We start from the raw sequence: 22,131 nt of genomic DNA, 5'->3' as shown, positions 1-22,131 counted from the left end.
GTTTTGTCGTGTCCAGCCATGTTTGGCCAGAGCCGGCCGTCTGCTGCTCCCGGCTGATCAAGGCAACCGGGCCCAATCGAGTTCCTGACGCAGGGCCCACTTCGTGCGGTGCGCGTCGCGCACAGCGGTCATGTGAGCGCGGAAGTCGTCGTCGCGGTCGCAGCGGGTGAACAGCGTCTTGGCCTCGGCCAGCAAGCGCACGGCCGCCTGATAGGAGTCACGGTTGCGTACTTCGATCGCTCGGTCGGCGGCGCGGAGCAGGATCGGAATGGCGTCGGCCGGACGGCTTGCGGCACGGACACGCGCGAGGCGAAGCCACAGACCGTCCGAGCAGCCGCCGTCGACCGCGGCCTTCCAGGCAGCCTCGTGGTCATCATCGGCCAGCAGGATCTCCACCAACGTCGAGCGGCCCAATGACCATGATCCCTTGACGGGCGGCAGGTCGGCGAGGAAGGCCAGCGCGCGTTCCCGCCATTGCGGAAAGTCACCAGTGGTGCCGTCGCGGAGCGCGCGGAAGGTCTCCAGGCTCGGCCGCTCGGTGAAGTTGGCCCAGAGCATCTCGCCTGCCCGGTCGAGCCGGCCCGCGCGCACGTGGATCTCGGCGGCCAGATCGCGCAGGCGGAAGTCGGGTTCGAAGTCGGCCAGGCCGCGTTCCAGCCAGGTCAGCGCCTCGTCGTCACGGTCGTCGGCACACAGCCGCTCAGCGATGCGGAGCACGTCGTAAGAACTCGTGACGTCCCGGGCCAGCACCTCGACCAGCCCGTCCGCCCCTCCCGACGACTCGGCCAGGTTCTCCATGAGATGGGTGATGACGAAGCGGCGGGCGCCGTAGTCGTTCGGCTTCTTCGGCGGCAGCTTCCGCCACGCCTGCTCGACGAGTTCCCGGTACCGCGCCAAGCCCGCTGCGCCGAGCACGTCCTCGTACGCGGGCAGCACGTCGAGGAACACCTCGTAGTCGCTGCTCACCGCCCGCGTGACCAGACGCTCGGCCAGCTCCACCGGGTCCGGTGAGCCCGCCTCACATGCCGCCAGGTGGATCTCCTCCGCGCGGGCGATCGCCTCGGACAGCCCGCCGTCGGAGTCGTCCACCCGCTCGGCCGAGGACTCCAGCAGTTCCAGCGCGTACTCGGCGAGAGTGATCGCGGCATCGGCGAACCCTGCTCCGACCAGTCGCTCGACTTCGTCCAGGGCCTCACCGACGTGCAGGAAGTAGCCGTACGCCCCGCTGTAGTCGATGAAATCGGGAATGTCGATGGCCCGTTCCAAGCGGACTCTGATATCACGGTCGTCGAACTCGTTCTTCTGCCCGGCCGCGGCGGCGAGCCGGGCGCGCAGCACGCGATCGGATTTCGCGGCCGTCATCAGCTGCTCGACCAGCCACTCCTGATCACAACCACGCAGGAACAACCGCAAGCGCTTGTCCGACAACGGCTTCGCACGCGGCTCCCCCACCTCACCGCCTTGCTCCAGCCATGCCAGCGAAGTAGCGACGCAGTGCTTGCAAAACACGCCGTCGGCGCCGCACGCGATAAGTCTGCGTGCCGTCCACCGTTGCGGTCACGGTCGACCCGTCCACCGCGACCCGCCGAACCTGGCCGGCCGCGAAGTACCGCTCGCCTCGCTCGAACGACCTCTCGTCAGCCAGCTTCCGCACCGTGCCCTTGGTCACCGCCACGGCCGGCCATCCTGCCAGGCACCCGCAACCAGCGGTCAGATCGCGTCCACCGGGGAAGTCCCGCAGGCCCCGTTCTCCCCGGAGCTGGCAGGATGTGGTGCAGGGGACTCGTGCTTGTCGGACGCGCGTTCCCTTTCACGGCACGAGGATTGGACGCAATGGGACGCTCGTCGGTGTTCACCTTCCAGTACATCGCCATCGACACGGAGGCTGGTGTCACGCCGGAGGAGTTCGAGACCTTCGTGCGCGCTGAAGGCGTTCACCTGCCCTTGTACCCAGGGTGGCGGTGGACTCTGCTGCGCGGCTTGCGCGGAGAGCGGACCGGGCAGTACCTGATGTTGTACGAGATCGACAGCGCCGAGCAGCGCGACCGCTACGTCACTGCCAGGGGTGAGCAGACCGAGCTGGCCCGGCTGTTCTGGGCGCGGCACCCCGAGGCGGAGGCCGTGCTGGCGCGATGGCGACGGCTGGGCACGTTCGGTGAGCTGCCGACGTTGTTCACCGACTACCGGCTGCTGGCCGACAACCCGCGGAGCACGGTCACGCCCGGCCCCCGCTACCGCGACCGCCCGGGCGAGGAGCCCGTCGCCCGGGTCATCGGGATCCACAACCTGGCGTTGCGCGCCGGTGTGACCGAGGAGATGTTCGACCGCTTCATCGCCGAGAACCACCACCGGATCGACGACTACCCGGACTGGCGCTTCCACGTGCTCAAGGGCGAGCGGGGCAACCGCCTCGACCAGTACGTGATGATGATGGAGATCGCGAGCCTGGACGCACTGGACGTCTTCTACCCCGAGCCCGACATCGCCACCGGCGAGGCCGCGGAGTTCGCGGCCGCCCACCGCGACACCAAGCAGATGTACGAGGAGTGGAAGCAACTGGCCTCGTTCTCGGGCTCGCCGCAGATCTACACGGACTACCTCGCCGTCGCGGAGAACCCGGCGTAGCCCGCACGACCGGGACGGGTCGCACTCGCGAACACCAACAACCGGCGCGCAGGCCAAAGGACCGAGAGATCCACCGCTGACCCGACCAGGCCACCCGGTCGGGTCAGGAGGTGCTCGCGGCGATGTCCTGCACGGCCTGGCACGCGCTCGGCACCGGGTCGAGCTCGTTGACGTGCCCCGCCAGCCGGCACAGCAGCGCCTTGAACGTCTTGCGGTCCGCCGCCGACAGCCCTGACAGGACGTGGGCCTCGGCGTGGCAGAGGCGCAGGTCCAGCTCGGTCAGCCGCGCGCGGCCCGTCTCGGTCGCCACGACCAGGCGGGTGCGGCGGTCGGTGGGGGCGGGGCGGCGTTCCACCAGGGAGGCGCGTTCCAGGTCGTCGAGCAGGTACGTCATCACCGTGCGGTCGATGCCCAGTTGCTGGCAGAGCGCGGACTGGCTCTCCGGCTGGTCGCGCACCGAGGCGGTGAGGATCTGGTAGCCGCGGTGGCCTCCAGGGAGGTCACCCACGGCCGCGTTCGTCGCCTTGACGAAGGCGCGGAACACCACGCCGAGGGTCCAGCCGAAGTCGTCCTCTAGCGCGGTCACCCGACCAATGATAGCCCGAGCAGAACGTCTGTTAAACAGAACATCTGCATGGCATACTTTCGGCATGACAGATTACGGCCACCCGGTCGAGTTCGGGGTGTTCCTGCCGCCGGCGGCGGAGAGGTTCGGTGACACGTTGCGGCTCGCGCAGGCCGCTGACGTGCTCGGACTGGAGTTCGTCAGCCTTCAGGACCACCCGTACAACGCGACGCACCTCGACACGTGGACGTCGTTGTCGGTCATCGGCGGGGCCACCACCAACGTCCGTGTGTTCCCCAACGTCGCGAACCTGCCTCTCAGGCCGCCGGCCGTGCTTGCGCGTGCGGCGGCGAGTTTGGACGTCATCACCGGCGGGCGGGTTGAGCTGGGGCTTGGCGCGGGCGCGTTCTGGGACGCCATCGCGGCCATGGGCGGGCCTCGGCGCACCCCGGCCGAGTCGGTCGAGGCGCTCGAGGAAGCCATCGCGGTGATCAGGGCGCTGTGGACGCCTGGTCGCGGGAGTCGCTTGCAGGGCAAGCACTATTCGCTCGGCGGTGCGCGTCCCGGACCGTTCCCCGCGCACGACGTCGGCATCTGGCTCGGTGCCTACAAGAAGCGGATGCTGCAGCTGACCGGGCGGAAGGCGGACGGTTGGCTGCCGTCGAGCCCGTACGCGCCACCACAACAACTCCAGGCGATGAACGCCATCATCGACGAGGCCGCGCAAGAAGCCGGGCGGTCTCCCAAAGACATCCGCCGGCTCTACAACATCGCCCCCGGGTTCACCGCCGACCAACTCGCCGAGTTGGCGCTCGACGACGGCATGAGCGGCTTCATCCTGATGGTCGAGACCGACGACGAACTGCGCACGTTCGCGGAGGAGATCGCTCCTGCCGTGCGTGAGATCGTGCAGAAGGAACGCGGTTCGAAGCTGCCGTGGGACGAGTCCGCCCGCCCAGAAGGCCCGGCGCCTGAAGCGGACGCCGTCTACACCGCTTCAGGTAGAGCCTTGGGGCGTCAGCTGATCGGGGTCCACAACCACCTGCGCGACGAGCTGAAGAAGATCCGCGAGATCGTCGGGCAGGCCGCGGACGGCGTGCTCGACATCGGCGACGCGCGGTCCGAGATCAACACGATGACCATGCGCCAGAACAACTGGACGATGGGCGCGTACTGCGAGACCTACTGCCGCCTGGTGACGATCCACCACACGCTGGAGGACACGAGCCTCTACCCGCAGCTCAGGCAGGGCGACCCGCGCCTCGGCCCGGTGCTCGACCGGCTGACCGAGGAGCACCAGGTCATCCACGAGGTGCTCGAACGCCTCGACGCCGCGCTGGTGGCCACGGTCGCGGAGCCGCACCGGATCGGCGAGGTGCGGGACGCGGTCGACCTGCTCACGGACACGTTGCTGTCGCATCTGTCCTATGAGGAGGGTGAGCTGGTCGAGCCGATGGCCCGCATCGCTCACCACCACTGACCGCACTCCGGACCGGCGCGGGCCGGTCCGGAGCCGTCACCGCTAGCGGCCCGTCACCGTGCAGGTGGCGGTCGCGGACCGGCCGGGGTTGCTCTCCGACACGGCCGTCAGCGTCACCTTGGACATGATCGGTCCGCCGTTGCGCCGGGCGTGCACCGGAACGTCGACCCGGCCGCCGAACTTCGCCGTCGCCAGCGCGTTCGGCACGGAGACGGTCCAGCCGTTCTCCGCCTTCGCCGTCACGCGGTAGACGTCACCGTCGAGGTACTGGTCGACGGGTTCCGGGTGCTGACCGCCGGGAGCCGCGGCGCGGCCGGTGTTGGTCAGCGGGAAGCGGCAGGTCGCCACTCCCGACCCGTCGGCGCGGGCGGCGGTGGGCGTGACGCGCACGCCGCGCTGCTGCGGCCCGGCGCCGTCCAGGGACCGGATCGCGACGGTGTACGACAGCACGCCGCGGGAGTCGCGCCGCACGTCCAGGACGTAGAAGTGCAGGCGGTTCGCCGTGTCGACGAACTCGTACTCGCTGCCCGAGTTCGTGCCCGCGTGGAACAGGGCGTCGGACAGCTGCCGGTAGTCGCCGATCGTGATCGGGACCTTGGTGCCGTCGGGCAGGACGTAGTCGGTCATGCCGATGTCCTGCGGGTTGGCGTCGACCACCCACGTGAACGGTGCGGCGTCGACGTTCTTGGTCTTGGCGAGCAGGACGCCGGAGTCCGGGGTGAACGAGTCGGCGCCCATGCGGTCGACGACTTCCAGCGTGTAGTTGTGGTAGCCGCCGCCGTCGCAGAACGGGTCGGTGCTCACGTTGCAGGAAGGCGTCTTGTCCCCGGTGCCGAGTGCGAGGTTGATGCCGGTCAGGCCGGTCGCGCCGGGGTCGACCTCGCGTGCGGTGATCTTCGCGATGACCGTGCCGGAACTCGCCAGCGCCTCCCGCGAGAGCCGCAGGACGTTGCGCTCGTCGATGATGCCGAGCTTGATCTTGTTGCGCAGGGTCTGCTGCGCTCCCAGGGATCCGCCGCCGGTGGCCGGGATGGTCCAGCGCGAGTGCGGGCCGCCGGGGCCGTTGAACGAGCCGCGCGAGAGCATGTCCCACGGGCCGCTGTAGTCACGGCGCGGCGGGGTGCCGTACGGGTTGTTGTAGTTGTCGCCGATGCCGAGGATGTGGCTCAGCTCGTGCGCGTAGACGCCCTGGCCGGAGCTCTCCGCCTGGGTGGACGAGCCGCCGCTCGCGTTGGGCCACAGCGACGAGCCCGCCGCCCACGACGTCCAGTCGACGTACCGGGTGCGCGAGAAGTTCGGCAGCGCGGGGTCCGGCGGGCCGAAGGCGTCGGTGACGTCCTCCTTCGTCCGGAACTTCATCATCCCGAACTCCTGCCACGTGCCGGACTCGTCCTGGCCCGCCGACAGGTAGTAGATGAAGTCGTAGCCCGCCGGCACCTCGGCGCCGACGTCCGCCACCCACGCGGCACGGCCGTCCGTGCGGATGTCGCGGTTGCACGAGTCGCCTGCGGGACAGGCGGTCCCGCCCTGGAACTCCATGGCGTACTCGTGGTCCTTGCCCGGCATCGTGTACGGGCCGAACGCCTTGAGCTCGACGCCGTAGCGCCCGCCGGAGGTCTCCATCCAGTACTCGTGCACCGTGTGGCCCCGGTTGAGGCCGTTCGGCTTGTTGAGGAAGTCCTGGTAGAACTGCGCGACCGCGGCGCGCGGGACGTTGCTCGCCTCGGCGCTCGGGTTGCCGAACACCGTGAAGTTGCGGGGCTGCGTGACGACGAACGGCTGGTTCGGGTAGTCCAGCAGGACCACCGCGCCCTTGAAGTTGCGCACCGACCCCGTCACCGACGGGTCGGCCCAGTTGGTGCCGGGAATCTTCCGGTAGTCCCGCTCCCACGTCATGTGGTCGGGGTTGACCCAGTTCTGCGGGTCGATCGGGCCGGGGAAACCGGCCTGCGCGAGCACGCGGGCGGAGTCCCTCGACTGCTGCCACGGCTGCTGCTGCGGCCAGTGGTCGTACTGCCAGTGGTGCTGCGGCTGGTCGGGCGGGGCTGCGGCGGAGTTGCCGGCGGTGACCATCGCGACCGAGAGGAACGCGGTGATCAGCAGGGCAGGGCGCCGGTGTCTGCGGTCCATCTGCTCACCGTGGTGCAGACCCGCCCGTGCCAGCCACCCTTCGATCGTCTGGCAGTGAGGACGAGACCGCCCGCCAGCACATCCGGGCCTCTGCCGGTTCGGGGTCGGCCCCCCGGCCGTTCTCGGCCTCGAGGATCCGTCGCACGTCTTCCTTGCCGGCACCGAACATGAAGCACATGGCTCGGACGGTAGGCGCGCCACCCGGTTCGGACTTCTCGATTCCTGCTCGGTCCCTCTTGCCCGGGGTGCGGCCTAACGGACCGGGCCGTGGTGGCGGTTCGTCCAAGCGGCCACGGCCGGCAGCACGTCGGTGATCCACTCGCGGGCGGCGGCGGTGAGTTCGTAGCGCGCGGCGCGGCGGAGCACGAAGCCGTTGCCCTGCAAGCGTTCCAGGGTCATGATCACCCTCGGACCGAGGCCGGGGACGAGGTCCTCCACCGCCTTGGGGCCGTCGGACAGCGCCACCAGCACCTGCGGGAGCTGGTCGCTGCTCATCAGGTCCTGCAACGCGAGCAGGTGGTGCAGGGCCGCCGGGTCGACGCTGTGCTCGGTGGTGAACGCGCTCGGGTCGTGCACCTGGACGCGGGCGCGACCGGCGCGCTTGGCCCGCTGCAGGGCCGCGTCGGTCTCGCGGACCAGGTCGAGCAGCGTGTCCTCGCTGCCGGGCACGTGGGACGAGACGCCGATGGACGCCGTCTGGCCGTGCAGCGTCACGTGGTAGCCGTCGTTCGTGGTGATCTCGGTCTGCAACGCGCGGATGTCGCGCAGGATGCATTCGGCGATGAGGGCCGCTTCTCGGCCTGTGGTGCGCGGCAGCAGCACGAGGAACTCATCGCCACCGTGACGGCACACGAGGTCTGTCGGGCGCGTGTGGGTTGCGAGGACCGCGGCGACGTCGGTCAGCACCACGTCACCGGCGGGGTGGCCGTACTCGTCGTTGATCTTCTTGAAGCGGTCGAGGTCGACCATGAGCAGCGCCACGTGCTCCCAGCGGCGCTGAGCCCGGCGGTATGCGGCAGGAGCCTGGTCGTCCCAGCCCCAACGGCCGAGAAGGCCCGTCAGGCGGTCTGTCGCCCATGCACCAACGGGTTGCGCGCACGAGACACAGCGCGAAGGCGCGCTCTCGTCGTGCAGGCGCAGATACCCGTGGTCCACCGGCAACCCCATCCGCGCAGTCGCCATGAGTCCCCCCGGATGCTCCGACTGGCCCGATCTGCCCCTTTCAACTGAAGTGACGTCGTTCGGATCAAACGCGACACAACAGTGCAAGCGGCGGAGTGTGATCATAGGGCTACCGTCAGGTGGATTCAACCCTTGTGATGCCATATGCTCTCGGGGTTCCACACCAGTGGAATGATCGCTGGCCCCGAGTCGCTCCACCGGAGGTGTGGCGTGAGGCCGTTCGCCGAGGTCCTCAACGAGCTGTGCACCAACCCGCCCGACGGCCGGGGCAAGGTCACCAACGTGGCGCTCGCCGCGGCGGTGAAGTCGCGGGGCGGCGACATCGGGCACGGCTACATCTCGCAGTTGCGGCTCGGCGTGAAGGACAACCCGACCTGCCAGGCGATCGTGGACCTCGCCGGCGCGCTCGGCGTGCACCCCGCGGTGTTCCTCGGCGGCCGTCGTGAGCTGCACCCGGCGGAACGACCCGGTTGGCGCGCAACGGCGTTGAGCACTCTCTTCGAAGCCGTGCACCCGCCGGACCGCGGCCCGTGGTCGCCGGAGGAGGTCGCCGCCGCGATCAGCGCGTCCGGCCAGTTCGGCAGCATCTCCGCGAGCTACATCCGCGAACTGCTCGGCAACACCAGCGGCAACCCGCGGCTCAAGCACATCCTCGGCCTGGCCGACCACTTCGGCGCCGATCCCGCGTACTTCTTCGACGACGACCTGGCCGCGCGCGTCGACGCCGAGCTCACGGACTTCCTCGCGCTGCGCGAGCTCGGCGTCGTCGAGTTCGTCACCCGTCTGGCCGAACGCACCGGCGATCTGTCCCCGCAAGCCAGGGCTGCTGCGGTAGAAGGGTTCCGGCAGGCTCTCGAAGTCGGCGAAGGCTGGTCGTTCCCGCTGAACAGCCGTCGCACGTCCGCGGACCACACTTGATGGCGCCCGCTGCGTGAAGATCTCGGCCTGGACCGCTGCAGACGACATCGAGAGGAGGCGACGGGTGAACCGCAGGAAACTGCGCAAGCTGGTCGACGAGGTCGCCCGGGACCTCGGCCTGCCGCCCGACGCCACGCACCGGGACGCGAGCCGCCGGGTCTGCGAGCTGATGGGCGAACGCCTCGGGCGTCCGGTCGACGTCCGCTTCGCCGCCATCACGAACGCGGTCTGCCTGAGCGGCGCGACGGCGTTGCTGGAGAACGGCACGTACCTCGTCATCTGCGCGGACTCCCCGTCCTGGTACCACCGCCTGCACGTGCTGCTGCACGAGTTCGCGCACGTCCTGCTCGAGCACCAGCCCGTCGCGCTGAGCCGTGACGAGGGCCTGCGCAGGCTCGCTCCGCACCTGCTGCCGCGAATGGCGAAGATCATCGCCGGCCGGACGGCGCTGACCGAGGACGAGGAGCGCGAGGCCGAGAACCTCGCCGACCACCTGCTGGAACGGCTGACCGAACACCGGGTCTGGGCCGACACGGCGGCCACCGAGGAACCCGCGCACGTGCGGCGCGTGGCCGAGTCGCTCGAAGGAAGATCTCGCTGGGTGCGTCGTGGCGATCTTTAACCTGATCTACCTCTCGTGCGGTGTCGTCGGGCTGCTCCTCCTCGCCTACAAGATCCGCGCGCTGCGGTCGAGCTGGGGCAGCCCCCGTGTCGTCGCGCTGATCTCCACCGTGTTCTTCTCGGCGTTCGCCCTGCTCTGCGCGGCGCCCGCGAACATCGGCTGGATCAACCGCACGAGCGGCGTGCCGAACTTCGCCGCCCTGCTCGTCTACAGCCTCGTGGTGTGCTTCGCGGGGTCGGCGTTCGCGCTGGTGCTGTACTGGAGGTACCCGGCGGCCCAGGCCTGGCGGCGGGTCCGGCTGATCGTCGTCGGCTACGCCTCGATCGTCGCCGCGATGATCGTGCTGTTCTCCGAGTCCGAGGTCGGGGAGGAGCGGCAGGTCGACTTCGACACGTTCTACGCGACGCAGCCGACGATCGCGGTGTTCCTGTTCATCTACCTCGTGGCCACGATGATCGGCTGCGGCGGCCAGGCCTACCACTGCTGGCAGGGGTCGTGCGACGAGGCGATCTCCACCCGCCCGTGGCTGCGCCTCGGGTTGCGCTGGTACTGCGCGGCGGCGTTGTTCCCCATGATGTTCGCGGTCATCAAGCTGTTCGTGCTGCTGACGAACTGGGCGGGCGAGCACGGCTTCGACGTGCTGAGCACGACGGCGCCCCTGATGGCGTCGCTGTCGATGATCCCGCTGGTGATCGCGATGGCGCTGCCGGTCTTCGGGCCGCGCCGCCCGTCGCCCTCGCTGTGGGTGCGGCGGTGGCGCACGTACTTCGCGCTGCGGCCCCTGCACCGCGCGCTGGTGCACGTGAACCCCGCGATCGTCCTCGTGGCGCCGGGCAAGCACCTCAACCCGCACCACCGCGTGCGCCGGCAGATCATCGAGCTCAACGACTGGCGCTGGGCGCTCACGCCGTACTTCGACCTGAACGTCGGTGAGGCCGCGGCCTCTCTCGCGCACGAGGCTTCGCTCACCAAGGACGAGGTGGCCGCCGTCGTGGAGGCGGCCCAGCTGCGGGTCGCGGGCTCGTCCGGTGGACGCGCGCGGGAACCGGTACGGCGCCCCGCCGCGGAGATCGTCGACGGCACCGACCTCGCGGCCGAGCACGACAGGTGGGTGCGGATCTCGCGGGCCTACCAGCACTCGCCGATAGTCGATGCCGCCGTAGCCGCCGTCGCGGCACGCGTGGACGCAGCAGGGGGAATGGAATAGATGGCACCGACACACGCCGTTGTCCTCGGTGGAGGGCTCGCGGGCATGCTCACGGCGTCCGTCCTCGTCCGGCACTACGACGAGATCACCGTGGTGGAGCGCGACAAGCTGCCGGACGGGCCGTCGCCGCGGTCGGGCGTGCCCCAGGCCCGGCACGCGCACCTGCTGATGTCCGGTGGCGCGCGGGCCATCGACGCGGTGCTGCCGGGCACGCTGGACGCGTTGTTCGACGCCGGCGCGCACCGGATCGGCGTGCCCAACGACCTGGTGTCGCTGAGCGCGCAGGGGTGGGTGCCGCGGTTCCCCGAGATGCAGTTCATCGTGACGTGCAGCCGCGGGTTGCTCGACTGGGTCGTGCGCAGCCGCGCGTTGCGGGACGACAAGATCTCGGTGCTGACGGGGACCGAGCCGGTGTCGTTGCTGGGCGACCGGGACGCCGTGACCGGTGTGCTGGTCGAGGACCGCGTCTCGCGCGAGCGGATCTCGCTGGAGGCGGACCTGGTCGTCGACGCGACCGGACGCGGCTCGCGCCTGCCGGCCTGGCTCGCCGAGCTCGGGCTGCCCGCCGTGGAGTCCGAGTCGGTGGACTCCGGCCTCGCCTACGCCACCAGGATCTTCCGCGCTCCCCCGCCGGCGGCGTCCGGGTTCCCGATCGTCAACGTGCAGGCGAACCCGCGCGATCCGCATCCGGGCTGCACCGCCACGTTGCTGCCGATCGAGGACGGGCGCTGGCTCGTCACGTTGTCCGGCACGCGCGGCGGCGAACCCTCGACGGACGAGTCGGAGTTCGTCGGCTTCGCCCGCTCGGTGCGCGATCCGGTCGTGGGCGAGCTGATCGCTTCGGCCGAGCCGTTGTCGCCGGTGTACGGGTCGCACAGCACGGCGAACCGGCGGATGTACTTCGAGCGCCTGAGGTCCTGGCCCACCGGACTGGTCGCGCTGGGCGACTCCGTCGCCACCTACAACCCCGTCTACGGGCACGGGATGTCGATCGCGGCGCAGAGCGCGCAGGCGCTCGACGCCGGGTTGCGCGCGGGCGACTCCGCGCAGCGGATCCAGCGCGGCATCGGCAAGGTCGTCGACGGGGCCTGGGCGATGGCGACCAACCAGGACATCCTCTACCCCGGTGCGGTGGGCAAGCCGTTGCCGCTGGCCGGGCGGGTCCTGCAGCGCTACGTCGATCGCCTGGTGCGCACCGCCACCACCGAGGCGCCGGTGACCCGGGCCTTCCTGGACGCCTTCACGTTGTCCGCGCCGATGGCGGGTCTCGTGAGCCCGAGGGTGGTGTGGGCGACGATGCGCGGGCCCCGGGGTGAGGTGTCCCCGGAGCCGACGCTGACCGCGGACGAGCGGGACCGGGTGACGGGCTGACGGTCAGGCCGCCGGTCACATTCGCGGGACGAAGTCCGCGCTCTGCACGTACTCCATGGCCCGGATGAACACCGGGTCCTGCATCCTCGCGGCCATCTCCTCCCCGGTCGGTTCCGCGACGCGCTGGTGCAGCCACCACAGGTTGCCGAACGGGTCGGCGAACCGGCTGACCCTGTCGCCCCAGAACAGTTCCGCGGGCTCGGTGACGATCCTGCTGCCGAGGCGCACGGCTCGCTGCAACGTCGTGGCGTCGTCGGCGACGTAGAGGCGCAGGAACGCCGGGGTGCGTGGCCAGTTCGGGTGGTCGAACAGCATCACCACCGAGTCGCCGATGCGGACCTCGGCGTGGCCGATCGCCGGCGGTTCGCCGACGCGGCCGAGCTCGGTCGCGTCGAACACCTCCGTGAGGAAGTCGATCAGCTCGGCCGTCCGGCCCGGGGTGATCAGCCACGGCGTCACGGTGTGGTAGCCGCTGGGCACGACGTTCATCGGTCTCTCCCTCGTGTCGGTAGGACGACCGTATGACCGATATAGGACTGTTTGGGTCCTGTTTCTGGCCTAGTTTGGTGGCATGAGTGACGCGGCTCGGTTGTTGCGCCTGCTGTCGCTGCTGCAGACGCCTCGCGAGTGGCCCGGCAGCGAACTGGCGGTGCGGCTGGAGGTGACGACGCGGACGGTGCGGCGGGACGTCGACCGGCTGCGCGATCTCGGGTACCCCGTCGAGGCCACCCTGGGCGTGCTCGGCGGGTACCGGCTCGTCGCGGGTGCGGCGATGCCACCGCTGCTGCTCGACGACGAGGAGGCCGTCGCCATCGCGGTCGGTCTGCGCACCGCGTCGCGGCAACCGGTGGCGGGCATCGCCGAGGCTTCCCTGCGCGCCCTCGCGAAGCTGCAGCAGGTGTTGCCACCGCGGCTGGCGCGCCGGGTCGCGTCGCTGACGTCCGCCACCGCGGCCGGCGCGGCTTCGTCCGCGTCGCTGGTCGACCCGGCCCAGCTTTCCGTGGTCGCCGGCGCGGTCAACGCCCGCGAGCGCGTGCGGTTCACCTACGTGGCACAGGAGAACGTCGTCTCCAAACGGCACGTGGAGCCTGTTCAGTTGGTAGCGCTGGACCGGCGCTGGTACCTCCTGGCGTTCGACGTGGAACGGGACGACTGGCGGATCTTCCGGCTGGACCGCGTCTCCTCCGCGCTCGCGACCGGTGCCCGGTTCGCAGCCCGCGCCGTGCCCGGCGGGGACGCGACGGAGTACGTGACGCAGCGGATGTACGACACGGCGCCGACCTACCGGGCACGCGCGACCCTGCGACTGCCGGTGGACCTCGCGCGGGCGCGGCTGGGGGACTTCGCCGGTGAGCTGACCGCGCTCGACGACGGGTCGTGCGGCTGGCACAGCCCCGAGGACACGGTCGAGTACCTCGCGTTCCGCCTCACGTCGCTCGGGTGTGAGTTCACGGTGGACGGACCTGTGGAGTTCGTGGAGCACTTGCGGGGGTTGGGGGAACGGATTCGTCGGTCGGTGGAATGAAGGGGTGGTAGGAGGTGACGGGCGGTGTCGCGTAACGAGAAGCGTCGGCTCACGGGGCAGTGAGGCGACAGGTCGGTGAGGCGAGGACGGCGACAGCGGTCGGCGACCGGCCTGCGGGCTGCTGGCAGCGGGCGACCGAGCGACGCGTGACGGGCAGCCGGCGGCAGTCAGGCCAGGTCGTCGATCCACCAGCCGTCGAGCCGGAGACCGCAGGCCGTCGGGATCGCCGGAACCGTTGGCGCAGAAGGACGCGGCGGCACCCGGCGGCCGCGCGGCTCACCTGCCCGGCGGCCCCGCTCTCACCCCCAGCACCGGCTGACCGCCCAGCACCCCCTGGTACGAGCTGTCCCACGGCCAGCGCCCCTCCTCGTCGGCGTGCACGAGCTGCAGGGCCTCGATTCCCTCCCCGAACAGCCGGGCGGACACCAGCAGGTGGGCCCAGGGCCGGGCGACGCGCACCACCTCCAGCTCCGGCCCGCCGGGCAGGCTGAACGGGCAGCCGGGAGCGGGCAGGCAGCTGTGCTCCAGGTGTTCGGCGGCGTCGTCGAGCAGGCGACCTGCTTGCAGCACGGGCATTCCCGTCACCACGAGCTCCGGCAGGCCGCGCAGGGTCAGGCCGACGGTGTAGGCCCAGGGCGGGTGCGCTCGGTCCCGTTCCACCGCCTGGACGGCCCAGCCCCGCGCGTCGATGCAGCGGCGCAGCGTGGCCAGGTGTTGTTCCATGCGGTCGGCGGGGTGGTCGCAGTCCCAGCACATCGTGATCTCCTCGGATCGGTGGTGGATCCAGTGTGCCGAGGAGCACCGACAAGATCGTTTCGAGCAGTTCGTGGACAGAAAGTGGACAAACGATTTGTGGGCCGTCTGGATCGTTACCCTGCGACGCACGGAGGATCGTGCATGCGCCAACGAAGGCTTTCCGTTCAGCCTGACGCCCTCGTCCAGGGCTGCGGGGACTGAATGCACCTCGAACCCGGCACTCCCCTCGCGGACGCGGTCAGGGCCGCGCGCTCCGCCGCCCTGCGCGGCAACGTGCTCGGCGTCGACCTCGCCTACGAGAAGGCCGCGAAGATCAGCCCGGTCGTCGCCCACGACCACTGCGCGACCCTGCTGGAGCTCGGCGCCGTCGCCAAGGCCGCACAGCGCTGCGACGAGTACCTGTGCAGGGGCAACGACATGACGCTGCGCATCCTCAGGGCGCAGATCCGCAGCACCGCGACGGACCACACGGCGGCGGAGCGGGACGTGCGCGCGTTGCGGAAGCTCAAGCTCACCGAGCTGGAACAGGCGCGGCTCGCCAGGGTCGCCGCGCTGGCCGCCGCGGACCGCTACGACTACCCCACCCCGGAGAGCGAGCTCGACGCCGCCGAACGCCACTTCCGCCGCGCCGGACGGCCCGAGCACCTCGAGCACGTCGGCAGGGACCGGCTCCTGCTCGACGTGCGCAGGAGCAGCCGTGTCACGAGGAGCGGCGACGCTCCCGGCTCCCCCGCCGAGTTCCTGCAACGGGCCGCCGCGCTGCGCGGGGAGGTCCGGTACGAGGAAGCGCTCGCGTTGATGACCCGGTGCGCCACCAGCTACCAGATCGAGCCCGCGCTGCGGCTCGCCGTCCTGCACGAACTGACCGCGCTGCTGGTGATGACCCGGCAGGCGGGTGCGGCGCGGCGGCTCTTCCCGCTGCTGGCCGCGGCCGCGGGGCCCGAGGTGCTCTCGAGGCTGCCGGACGCCACCAGGGCGATCAGCCCGGAGCGCAGGCTGAGCCACGTCCGCCGCCTGGTCGCCCAGGGCGAGCTGGTCAAGGCGGAAGGCCTGCTGGGCGAGGGGAACTCGCCGCTGTGGCACCTGACCGCGGCCGAGCTGGCCCACGCCCGGGGCCTCCTGGAGCAGGCCGCCGGGCACTTCGAGGTCGCGAGCCGGTCGGACCACCCCGAGTTGAAGGCGCTGGCGCTGCGCAAGCTCGGGGACACGTTCGCCGACGCGGGCGACGAGGACCGGGCCGCACGGCACTGGACGGCGTCGCACCGGATCGAGCAGGACATCGCCGATCACCGGGACAGCCCCAGCCTCAAGCTGCGGATGTTGCGCGTCCCCAGGGACGAGCACGACGGCCGGGTGCTCGCCGCTGCCCGGCGCGTCCGGCGCGAAGGCGCGAAGGCGTTGGCGGGGCTGGTGGTCGCCGTCGAGGCGGCGAGGAGCGCGACGGTCCTCGCCGAACCCCGCGAGCTGCCGGGCTTCGGCGACCTGCCCGCGGCACGGCGCTGGCTCCGCGCGACGACGAGACGCCTGCCGCGCGACCAGGTCGTGTGGATGGTGCACGTGACGCCGGACCAGGTGCACCACCTGCTCGTCGGCCGCACGACCACCCACCTCACCACCGACGTCCACGTCGCCGACCTCACCGACACGATCCGCCGGCTCAAGGCGTGGAAACCCCGGTACGACCCGGCGGTCCTCGGCGCGCTGCTCGTCGAGCTGGCCGCCTTGATCGGACTGGACGACGTCGTCAGGGCACTGCCGCCCGGGACCACCCGGATCGCCGTGGTGGCGGGCGACGTCGTCGCGGACGTGCCGCTCGCCGGACTGCCCGTCGCCGGTACGCACCTCGGCTTGGCGCACGCGCTGTCCAGCCTGCCGTGCCTGTCCGCCCTGCCGGTGCTGCGCCGCCGCGCCCGCGGCCAGCGAGGCGACGGGACGGTGGTCGTCAGCAGGGGCGCGGATCTGCGGCAGGTCCTCGAAGAACGTCGCTTCCACCGCATCCGCATCGACGCCCACGGCACGCAAGACCGGATGAACCCCGAACAGTCGTGGCTGCAGTTCGGTGACGAACGGGTGTCCGTGAAAGCGTTGCAGCACATGGACTTCAGCGCGTGCGGCACGGTCGTGCTCGGCGCCTGCGAGTCCGGGATGGTCCAGCGACGCGGCCGGGACGACAGGGCCGGTTTCGTGCGCGCGGCCATCACCGCCGGCGCGGGAGCGGTCGTCGCGGCGCACTGGAGGACCGATGCCGCAGTGGCGCGCGGGGTGCTCGACGCGTTCGACCGCCACCTCGCGAGGTTGCCCCGGGACCGCGCACTGCAGCACGCGTTGAGAGAGGTCGCCGACCGGCACCCCGCCGACTGGGCGTGCTGGTCCCTGCACGGCGACGCGGGCGTTCAGACCACGGCGGGCCCGCTGCGCAGAAGACTGAGGATGATCGGAGAACCCGTGCCGCTCGAAACCCGTCCCAAGGTGTTCCTGTCGTTCGCCGGCAAGGACCGCCCGCACGCGGAGCAGCTCCGTGCCGAGCTGGAAGCGCGCAACGTCAACGCCTACCTCGACGAGAACGAGGTCGAGCCCGGCGACGACGTGGTCTCCGCCATCGACGACGCCCTGGCGACCTCCGACTACTACGTGCTGCTGTGGTCGGCGAACACCCGGCAGCGGGAGTGGGTCACGGAGGGCTGGACGGCGGCGTTCACCCTGGAGATGACCCGCCGCCGCGCCTTCCTGTTCCTCGTGCGGCTCGACGAGGAACCGCTGCCGCCGTTCCTGGCGCCGCGCAAGCACATCGACCTCGTGGACGCGGCCGACCGCCTCGTGGCGACCTGGCGCGCGGACCGCAAGTCGGAGCTCCCGGTGTTCCCGCAGCCCGTCCCGCCGACGCCGGACGGCCCGACCGCCGCGGTCTCGGTGCGCAGCCACGACCTCGGCACGACGCACGTCGTCATGACACCGCTGCACCTCACCGGAGCGGCGCTCTACCGGGCGGTGTTCGACGCGATGCAGCTGCCGACCGAGCAGGTCACGTTCGACGGCGCGGTCGGGATGCGGTTCTCCTACGAGCTGTACCAGCACAACGAGCCGATCCCGGACGACCAGTCCACTGTGGAGCTGACGTCCGACCTGGTGGACATCGCCGTCCGCGTCGAGCCGTTCGGCGGGCGCGCCGCCCGCGACACCAGGGAGTACCGCGAGGACGAGGAGCTCGACGAGGGGCTCGACGTCGACCGGCAACGCATGCTGCTCGTCGCCGCGTTCCGCCACCTCTTGCCCTGAACGGGTGAACTCGCGCGATCGGCTCAGCTTTTCCCGGCTTCAGCGCCTGTACCCGGTGAAGGTCGCCCCAGGGCGGTGAACGACACCGGCGGACGCTGAAGGGAAGACCGTTGAGCACACCGGAGCCGGACCAGGGCTTCGCCGAGTTCTTCCGCAGGTGCCTGCCCGTGGTGACCAGGACGCTGACGGCGTTGAACGGCGACACCCGCGTGGTCGAGGACATGGCGCAGGACGCGTTGGTGATCGCGCAGCACCGGTGGCACGACGTCCACGCCTACGACAAGCCGGAGGCGTGGGTGCTCAAGGTCGCGATCCGGCTGATGCGGCGGTGGCAGCAGCGGCACGAGCTGGAGACGCCGCTGGTCGAGGTGCCGGACGTCGTCCAGCAGGTGCACGACGTGGAGGCGTTGCACTCGGCCCTGCGCGAGCTCTCCCCCCGGCACCGCGAGGCCGTGGCGCTGCACCACCTGCTCGGCTACTCGGTCAGCGAGATCGCCGAAGTGCTGGTGGTGGGCGAGTCGACCGTGCGGACCCACCTCACCCGCGGCCGGGCCGAGCTGCGGCGGATCCTCGGAGGCAGTGATGGGTGACCTGCTGGCGCGGTTCGAGCTGGACGACGCCGTCGAGCGCCTGTACCGGCTCGCCGAGGAAGCCGAACGCGCGGGCCGGCTGCGCGAGGCGGCCGTGCACTTCCGCGTCGCCGCCGACCAGCGCCTCGGCGACGCGGCCGTGCGGCTGGCGCGCGTCCTGTTCGCCCTCGGCGAGGAGGCCGAGGCACGGCGGTGGTGCCGCGCCGCGGTGGCGGACGGGTTCCCCGAGGCCGACGAGCTGGTGCTCGAGAACTCCTCTGCGCGCCAACGCTTCCTGGAGCACGCCGCCCGGATCATGGTCGGAGCGCCGACGTTCGACTGGCTGCCTTCCGGGATGCCGGCGCACCGGATCGCACCCCCGGTGATCACTTCGCGCACGCGGGCGTTGCGCGCGTTGGACCGTCGTTACGGCGGAATCGCCTGCCACGCCTCGGTTCTGGAGCACCTGGCGACCGTCGAACCCGTGGTCGTGGTGGGCGACGCGGCCACTTGGACCGCCGTCGCCGAGGTGTACGAACTGGCGGGCTGGACGGCGTTCGACAGCGGCATGCCCGGCGCCGCGCTGCCGCACTTCGCTCGGGCCCTGACGCTGGCGCGGCAGGCGGAGGACGAGGCGCTGATCGCGTCCGTGCTGGCCCGCGCCGGACGAATGTTCCTGCACCACAACGCGCCCGAGGACGCGCTGAAGGCGTTCCAGCTCGGACTCGTGGCCGCGCACAACTCGTGGGCCGACCGCCGCGCGCTGGACGACCCCGCCCGGGCCATCACCTCGTTGGCCACGACGGTCGACACCTATGGCGACGACCGCGCCCGTGCCCGCGCCATCGCGCTGACGGCGCTGGCCCGCAACCACCTCGCCCTGGGTGACGAGGCCGGTGCCACCGAGTTCGCCGTGAAAGCCGTGGAGGCCGCACGCGATCTGCGGTCGGCACGCGCCGAGGACCACCTGCGGTGGCTGGACCAGGAAGCCCGTGCCGCGGGCGCGTCCGTGCTGGCAGAGCACATGTCGGCCCGTTCCGCACGGTGTAACTGACGGTTTCACCCGATCCGCGCAAATACACGCGTGCGCGCCCACGAGTAGGTTCTTGCGCATGGCCGAGCCTTTCTCCTGGGTGCCCACCGGAATCGACACCGACGTGCCCAGCGCGGCACGGGTCTACGACTTCCTGCTGGGGGGTGGCCACAACTTCGCGTCGGACCGCGTGGTCGGCGAGAAGGTGCTGCGGGTCCTGCGCGACGGCCGCGCCATCGCGTCCTCGAACCGCTCGTTCATGCGCCGCGCCGTCCTGCTGATGATGGAGCACGGCATCGACCAGTTCCTCGACCTGGGCTCCGGCATCCCGACGGTCGGCAACGTCCACGAGATCGTGCAACGGGAGAACCCGGACGCACGGGTCGTGTACGTCGACCACGACGAGGTGGCGGTCTCGCACAGCCAGCTCATCCTGGAGGGCAACGACAACGCGGGCGTCGTGCAGGCGGACATGTGCCAGCCGCAGGACGTGCTGTCCGACCCGGTCGTGAAGGACCTGATCGACTTCTCGAAGCCCGTCGGCCTGCTCATGGTCGCCGTGCTGCACTTCGTCCCGGACTCCAAGGGCCCGGCCGAGGTCGTGGCCCGGTACCGCGACGCCGTGCCGCCCGGCAGCCTGATCGCGCTGTCGCACCTCACGGCCGACTTCAAGCCGGAGGAGATGGGCTTCGTCGTCGACGCCATGGAGCACAGCCGCGACCCGATGCACTTCCGCTCGCTCGCGCGGTTCGAGCCGATGTTCGCCGGCATGGAACTGCTCGAGCCGGGCGTCGTCCCGGCGCCGCGGTGGCACCCGGAACTCGGCCCGGCGGGAGAGGGCGGCCCGGAGGACGTCTACGTGGGAATCGGCCGCAAGGTCTAGGTGGCCGTTCGGAACAATGCCGGTGTGGAGCCCCTCGAGACCGCGCCGGGTGTCCGAGCCCGGATGAGCAAGCAGAAGACCCGGGACACGCAGATCGAGGTCGACCTGCGCAGGGCGCTGTTCGCCGCGGGTTTGCGCTACCGGGTGCACCGGCGACCCGTCCGGGGCGTCCGGCGCGAAGCCGACATCGTCTTCACCTCGGCGAAGGTCGCCGTCTTCGTCGACGGCTGCTTCTGGCACGGCTGCCCCGAGCACGCGACGTGGCCGAAGAACAACGCCGAGTTCTGGCGGACGAAGATCGAGACCAACCGCCGCCGCGACCTCGACACGGACCGGAAACTCGCCGACGACGGCTGGCTCGCGGTGCGGGTGTGGGAGCACGAGACGGCCGCTACCGCGGCCGCCCGCATCCGGGAGATCGTGCTGAGCAGACGGAGTCGATGACCCGCTGTGAGCCGGAACACACAAGCCGATGCAGCGAACGGAGGCGGTGACGGGGTTTCCCCTGCCGCAAACGACACTGACACGGAGGGGGCGGCGTGGGGTTCGACCAGTTCGTCGCTGAGCGGCTGGACCGGCTGCTGGGGTACGCCACCGCGATCACCTGCGACAAACACCTGGCGCAGGACATCGTGCAGAACGTGCTCATGCGCGCGCAGGGCAAGTGGGAGCGCATCGGGGCGATGGATGCGCCCTACCTCTACGTGAAACGCATGGTGACCAACGACTACCTGTCGTGGCGTCACCGCAAGGCAGCGCGTGAGATCGCCGTGGAACGCGCCGAGCTCGCGCGGCATGTGCCGTCGACGGCCGATCCGGCTGACGCGCACGCCGAACGCGAAGCGATGCGCGCACGCATCGCCGTGCTGCCGCGCAAGCAACGTGCCGCGTTGGTGCTGCGGTTCTACGAGGACTGCACTGACGTTGAGATCGCACAGGTGCTCGGTTGCGCGGAATCCACTGTGCGCAGCCAACTCTCCCGCGCGTTGCAGACGTTGCGCGCCCACGAACTCGCCCGGTCCGCCACCCTGGGGGTGCACTCATGAACGACCTGATCCGCCAGGCGATCGCCGCCGAGGCCGAGGAGCGCGTGGACTCCCGGACGGTGCTGGCCGGCCTGCACAAGGCCGAGAAGCGCAAGCCGTTCGGGCTCATCGTCGGCGTCGCGACGCTCACCGCGGCCGCGGCCGTCGCGGCCGTGGTCGTCCCGGCGACGATCAAGAAGACGGACGCGTCGCCGGCCGCGCCGCCGGCCGCCTCGCAGAACGTGCTGCTCATCGGCACCGACGACAGTGAGTTCACCGACGCGCTCGTGCTCGCCCGCTTCGACGCGGACGGGTCCGTCAGCGCCGTGTCGCTGCCCCGGGACCTCCAGGTCGGCGAGGAGAAGATCAACCGGCTCTACGGGCAGGCTCCGGAGAAGCTGACCGGCGCGGTGGAGCAGCTGACCGGGGTGGAGGTCGACCACTACGCGGCGGTCGACATGGGCGGGTTCGGCCGGATCGCGCAGATCGTCGGCGGCGTCGAGGTGTGCCTGCTCGCGGCGACCGAGGACGAGCGGTCGGGCGCCTCCTTCCCCGCCGGGCGGCAGACGGTCGAGGGCGACCGGGCGCTCGCGTTCCTGCGCCAGCGGATGGGCCTGCCGCACGGGGACCTCGACCGCGTGAAGCGGCACCAGGCCTTCCTGACCGGGCTCGCGGCCAAGATCAACAAGGACAACGCCGTGGCGCTCGCCGCTGAAGTGGGCAGGTCGGTCCGCGTCGACGAGGGGTGGGACGTGCTCGCGTTCGCGCAGCGGTTCCAGGGCCCCGTCGAGATCGTCACCGGGACGCTGCCGGTCGGCGCCCCCGTCGACGGTCCCGCCGGACAGGCGCTGCAGGCCGACCCGGGAGCGTCGCGGCAGTTCGTCGCGGACTGGTTCGGCGGCAAGGCGACCCCGCAGGACGGGTGCGTGCGGTGACGTTCACACCAATGGAGCATCAAGTCGCC

Annotated in this window: 21 protein-coding genes; 14 read left to right on the top strand and 7 right to left on the bottom strand. The window is 70.9% G+C overall.

The features are described 5' to 3' along the window. Positions 1-57 precede the first annotated feature (57 nt). Positions 58-1,452: a DUF6880 family protein gene (locus tag BLQ91_RS03810; RefSeq protein WP_090095165.1), complete on the bottom strand. Its 1,395-nt coding sequence runs from the start codon at positions 1,450-1,452 to the stop codon at positions 58-60. Between the two features lies 1 nt (position 1,453). Further along, positions 1,454-1,675 (bottom strand): SWIM zinc finger family protein, encoded by a 222-nt coding sequence (locus BLQ91_RS03805; RefSeq protein WP_090095163.1) that lies wholly within the window; start codon positions 1,673-1,675, stop codon positions 1,454-1,456. A gap of 158 nt (positions 1,676-1,833) precedes the next feature. Here BLQ91_RS03805 and BLQ91_RS03800 point away from each other — a divergent pair, with 158 nt between their 5' ends. After that, the gene (locus BLQ91_RS03800) at positions 1,834-2,625 is read left to right on the top strand and encodes a hypothetical protein (protein ID WP_090095161.1); all 792 of its coding nucleotides are present in this window, start codon (positions 1,834-1,836) and stop codon (positions 2,623-2,625) included. Between the two features lie 103 nt (positions 2,626-2,728). On the opposite strand, the gene BLQ91_RS03795 is transcribed toward BLQ91_RS03800, so the two are convergent. Next, positions 2,729-3,211 (bottom strand): MarR family winged helix-turn-helix transcriptional regulator, encoded by a 483-nt coding sequence (locus BLQ91_RS03795; protein ID WP_245733070.1) that lies wholly within the window; start codon positions 3,209-3,211, stop codon positions 2,729-2,731. A 64-nt stretch (positions 3,212-3,275) separates the two neighbouring features. Here BLQ91_RS03795 and BLQ91_RS03790 point away from each other — a divergent pair, with 64 nt between their 5' ends. Beyond that, positions 3,276-4,670 carry an LLM class flavin-dependent oxidoreductase gene (locus BLQ91_RS03790; protein WP_090095157.1) on the top strand — a complete coding sequence of 465 codons (1,395 nt, stop codon included), beginning with the start codon at positions 3,276-3,278 and terminating at the stop codon, positions 4,668-4,670. Between the two features lie 42 nt (positions 4,671-4,712). Here the strand turns inward: BLQ91_RS03790 and BLQ91_RS03785 are convergent, their stop codons facing one another. After that, a complete protein-coding gene (locus BLQ91_RS03785) occupies positions 4,713-6,800 on the bottom strand; it encodes a M6 family metalloprotease domain-containing protein (protein ID WP_090095155.1) in 2,088 nt (695 codons plus the stop codon). A 252-nt stretch (positions 6,801-7,052) separates the two neighbouring features. Further along, positions 7,053-7,967 carry a GGDEF domain-containing protein gene (locus BLQ91_RS41040; RefSeq protein ID WP_245733214.1) on the bottom strand — a complete coding sequence of 305 codons (915 nt, stop codon included), beginning with the start codon at positions 7,965-7,967 and terminating at the stop codon, positions 7,053-7,055. Positions 7,968-8,192: 225 nt separating this feature from the next. Here BLQ91_RS41040 and BLQ91_RS41035 point away from each other — a divergent pair, with 225 nt between their 5' ends. From BLQ91_RS41035 to BLQ91_RS03765, 4 genes are all read left to right on the top strand, one after another. After that, positions 8,193-8,900 carry a hypothetical protein gene (locus tag BLQ91_RS41035; protein ID WP_176959554.1) on the top strand — a complete coding sequence of 236 codons (708 nt, stop codon included), beginning with the start codon at positions 8,193-8,195 and terminating at the stop codon, positions 8,898-8,900. 64 nt (positions 8,901-8,964) lie between these two features. After that, positions 8,965-9,522 carry a hypothetical protein gene (locus tag BLQ91_RS40090; RefSeq protein WP_176959553.1) on the top strand — a complete coding sequence of 186 codons (558 nt, stop codon included), beginning with the start codon at positions 8,965-8,967 and terminating at the stop codon, positions 9,520-9,522. Beyond that, positions 9,509-10,729 carry an MAB_1171c family putative transporter gene (locus BLQ91_RS03770; RefSeq protein ID WP_090095149.1) on the top strand — a complete coding sequence of 407 codons (1,221 nt, stop codon included), beginning with the start codon at positions 9,509-9,511 and terminating at the stop codon, positions 10,727-10,729. The genes BLQ91_RS40090 and BLQ91_RS03770 overlap by 14 nt, the downstream gene beginning before the upstream one ends. Further along, positions 10,730-12,100, top strand: coding sequence for an NAD(P)/FAD-dependent oxidoreductase (locus BLQ91_RS03765; RefSeq protein ID WP_090095148.1), 1,371 nt, complete (start codon positions 10,730-10,732; stop codon positions 12,098-12,100). 15 nt (positions 12,101-12,115) lie between these two features. Here the strand turns inward: BLQ91_RS03765 and BLQ91_RS03760 are convergent, their stop codons facing one another. After that, the gene (locus BLQ91_RS03760) at positions 12,116-12,589 is read right to left on the bottom strand and encodes a VOC family protein (RefSeq protein WP_090095146.1); all 474 of its coding nucleotides are present in this window, start codon (positions 12,587-12,589) and stop codon (positions 12,116-12,118) included. An 82-nt stretch (positions 12,590-12,671) separates the two neighbouring features. Here BLQ91_RS03760 and BLQ91_RS03755 point away from each other — a divergent pair, with 82 nt between their 5' ends. Next, entirely contained in the window at positions 12,672-13,625 is a 954-nt protein-coding gene (locus BLQ91_RS03755; protein ID WP_090095144.1) for a helix-turn-helix transcriptional regulator, read from the top strand. Positions 13,626-13,901: 276 nt separating this feature from the next. On the opposite strand, the gene BLQ91_RS03750 is transcribed toward BLQ91_RS03755, so the two are convergent. After that, positions 13,902-14,381 (bottom strand): DUF4262 domain-containing protein, encoded by a 480-nt coding sequence (locus BLQ91_RS03750; protein WP_090095143.1) that lies wholly within the window; start codon positions 14,379-14,381, stop codon positions 13,902-13,904. Positions 14,382-14,582: 201 nt separating this feature from the next. On the opposite strand from BLQ91_RS03750, the gene BLQ91_RS03745 reads away from it, so the two are divergent. The 7 genes from BLQ91_RS03745 to BLQ91_RS03715 all read left to right on the top strand — a co-directional run bounded on the left by BLQ91_RS03745 (position 14,583) and on the right by BLQ91_RS03715 (position 22,102). After that, on the top strand, positions 14,583-17,657 hold the full coding sequence (locus tag BLQ91_RS03745) for a TIR domain-containing protein (protein ID WP_090095140.1): 3,075 nt from the start codon (positions 14,583-14,585) through the stop codon (positions 17,655-17,657). A 110-nt stretch (positions 17,658-17,767) separates the two neighbouring features. Further along, positions 17,768-18,247 (top strand): RNA polymerase sigma factor, encoded by a 480-nt coding sequence (locus tag BLQ91_RS03740; protein ID WP_176959552.1) that lies wholly within the window; start codon positions 17,768-17,770, stop codon positions 18,245-18,247. Next, positions 18,240-19,280, top strand: a complete 1,041-nt coding sequence (locus BLQ91_RS03735) for a hypothetical protein (RefSeq protein WP_090095136.1) — start codon at positions 18,240-18,242, stop codon at positions 19,278-19,280. The genes BLQ91_RS03740 and BLQ91_RS03735 overlap by 8 nt, the downstream gene beginning before the upstream one ends. A 58-nt stretch (positions 19,281-19,338) precedes the next feature. Further along, on the top strand, positions 19,339-20,142 hold the full coding sequence (locus BLQ91_RS03730; RefSeq protein ID WP_090095134.1) for an SAM-dependent methyltransferase: 804 nt from the start codon (positions 19,339-19,341) through the stop codon (positions 20,140-20,142). Positions 20,143-20,205: 63 nt separating this feature from the next. Then, complete coding sequence (locus BLQ91_RS03725; protein WP_090095965.1) at positions 20,206-20,586, top strand: very short patch repair endonuclease; 381 nt, start codon at positions 20,206-20,208, stop codon at positions 20,584-20,586. A gap of 95 nt (positions 20,587-20,681) precedes the next feature. Further along, on the top strand, positions 20,682-21,188 hold the full coding sequence (locus BLQ91_RS03720; protein WP_090095133.1) for a SigE family RNA polymerase sigma factor: 507 nt from the start codon (positions 20,682-20,684) through the stop codon (positions 21,186-21,188). After that, the gene (locus BLQ91_RS03715; protein WP_090095131.1) at positions 21,185-22,102 is read left to right on the top strand and encodes an LCP family protein; all 918 of its coding nucleotides are present in this window, start codon (positions 21,185-21,187) and stop codon (positions 22,100-22,102) included. Before BLQ91_RS03720 ends, BLQ91_RS03715 begins: the two co-directional genes overlap by 4 nt. Positions 22,103-22,131: the final 29 nt, after the last annotated feature.

The sequence above is a fragment of the Lentzea jiangxiensis genome, assembly GCF_900104175.1.
Classification (GTDB): Bacteria; Actinomycetota; Actinomycetes; order Mycobacteriales; family Pseudonocardiaceae; genus Lentzea; species Lentzea jiangxiensis.
This window is presented reverse-complemented; position numbering and strand designations above follow the sequence as displayed.

Excerpts from the sequence above, each read along its gene's own strand:
- BLQ91_RS03755 (WP_090095144.1), top strand. The coding sequence starts at position 12,672 with ATGAGTGACGCGGCTCGGTTGTTGCGCCTGCTGTCGCTGCTGCAGACG.
- BLQ91_RS03715 (WP_090095131.1), top strand. The coding sequence starts at position 21,185 with ATGAACGACCTGATCCGCCAGGCGATCGCCGCCGAGGCCGAGGAGCGC.
- BLQ91_RS03760 (WP_090095146.1), bottom strand. The coding sequence starts at position 12,589 with ATGAACGTCGTGCCCAGCGGCTACCACACCGTGACGCCGTGGCTGATC.
- BLQ91_RS03730 (WP_090095134.1), top strand. The coding sequence starts at position 19,339 with ATGGCCGAGCCTTTCTCCTGGGTGCCCACCGGAATCGACACCGACGTG.
- BLQ91_RS03785 (WP_090095155.1), bottom strand. The coding sequence starts at position 6,800 with ATGGACCGCAGACACCGGCGCCCTGCCCTGCTGATCACCGCGTTCCTC.
- BLQ91_RS03725 (WP_090095965.1), top strand. The coding sequence starts at position 20,206 with ATGAGCAAGCAGAAGACCCGGGACACGCAGATCGAGGTCGACCTGCGC.
- BLQ91_RS03790 (WP_090095157.1), top strand. The coding sequence starts at position 3,276 with ATGACAGATTACGGCCACCCGGTCGAGTTCGGGGTGTTCCTGCCGCCG.
- BLQ91_RS41040 (WP_245733214.1), bottom strand. The coding sequence starts at position 7,967 with ATGGGGTTGCCGGTGGACCACGGGTATCTGCGCCTGCACGACGAGAGC.
- BLQ91_RS03745 (WP_090095140.1), top strand. The coding sequence starts at position 14,583 with ATGCACCTCGAACCCGGCACTCCCCTCGCGGACGCGGTCAGGGCCGCG.
- BLQ91_RS03765 (WP_090095148.1), top strand. The coding sequence starts at position 10,730 with ATGGCACCGACACACGCCGTTGTCCTCGGTGGAGGGCTCGCGGGCATG.
- BLQ91_RS03750 (WP_090095143.1), bottom strand. The coding sequence starts at position 14,381 with ATGTGCTGGGACTGCGACCACCCCGCCGACCGCATGGAACAACACCTG.
- BLQ91_RS03800 (WP_090095161.1), top strand. The coding sequence starts at position 1,834 with ATGGGACGCTCGTCGGTGTTCACCTTCCAGTACATCGCCATCGACACG.
- BLQ91_RS03735 (WP_090095136.1), top strand. The coding sequence starts at position 18,240 with ATGGGTGACCTGCTGGCGCGGTTCGAGCTGGACGACGCCGTCGAGCGC.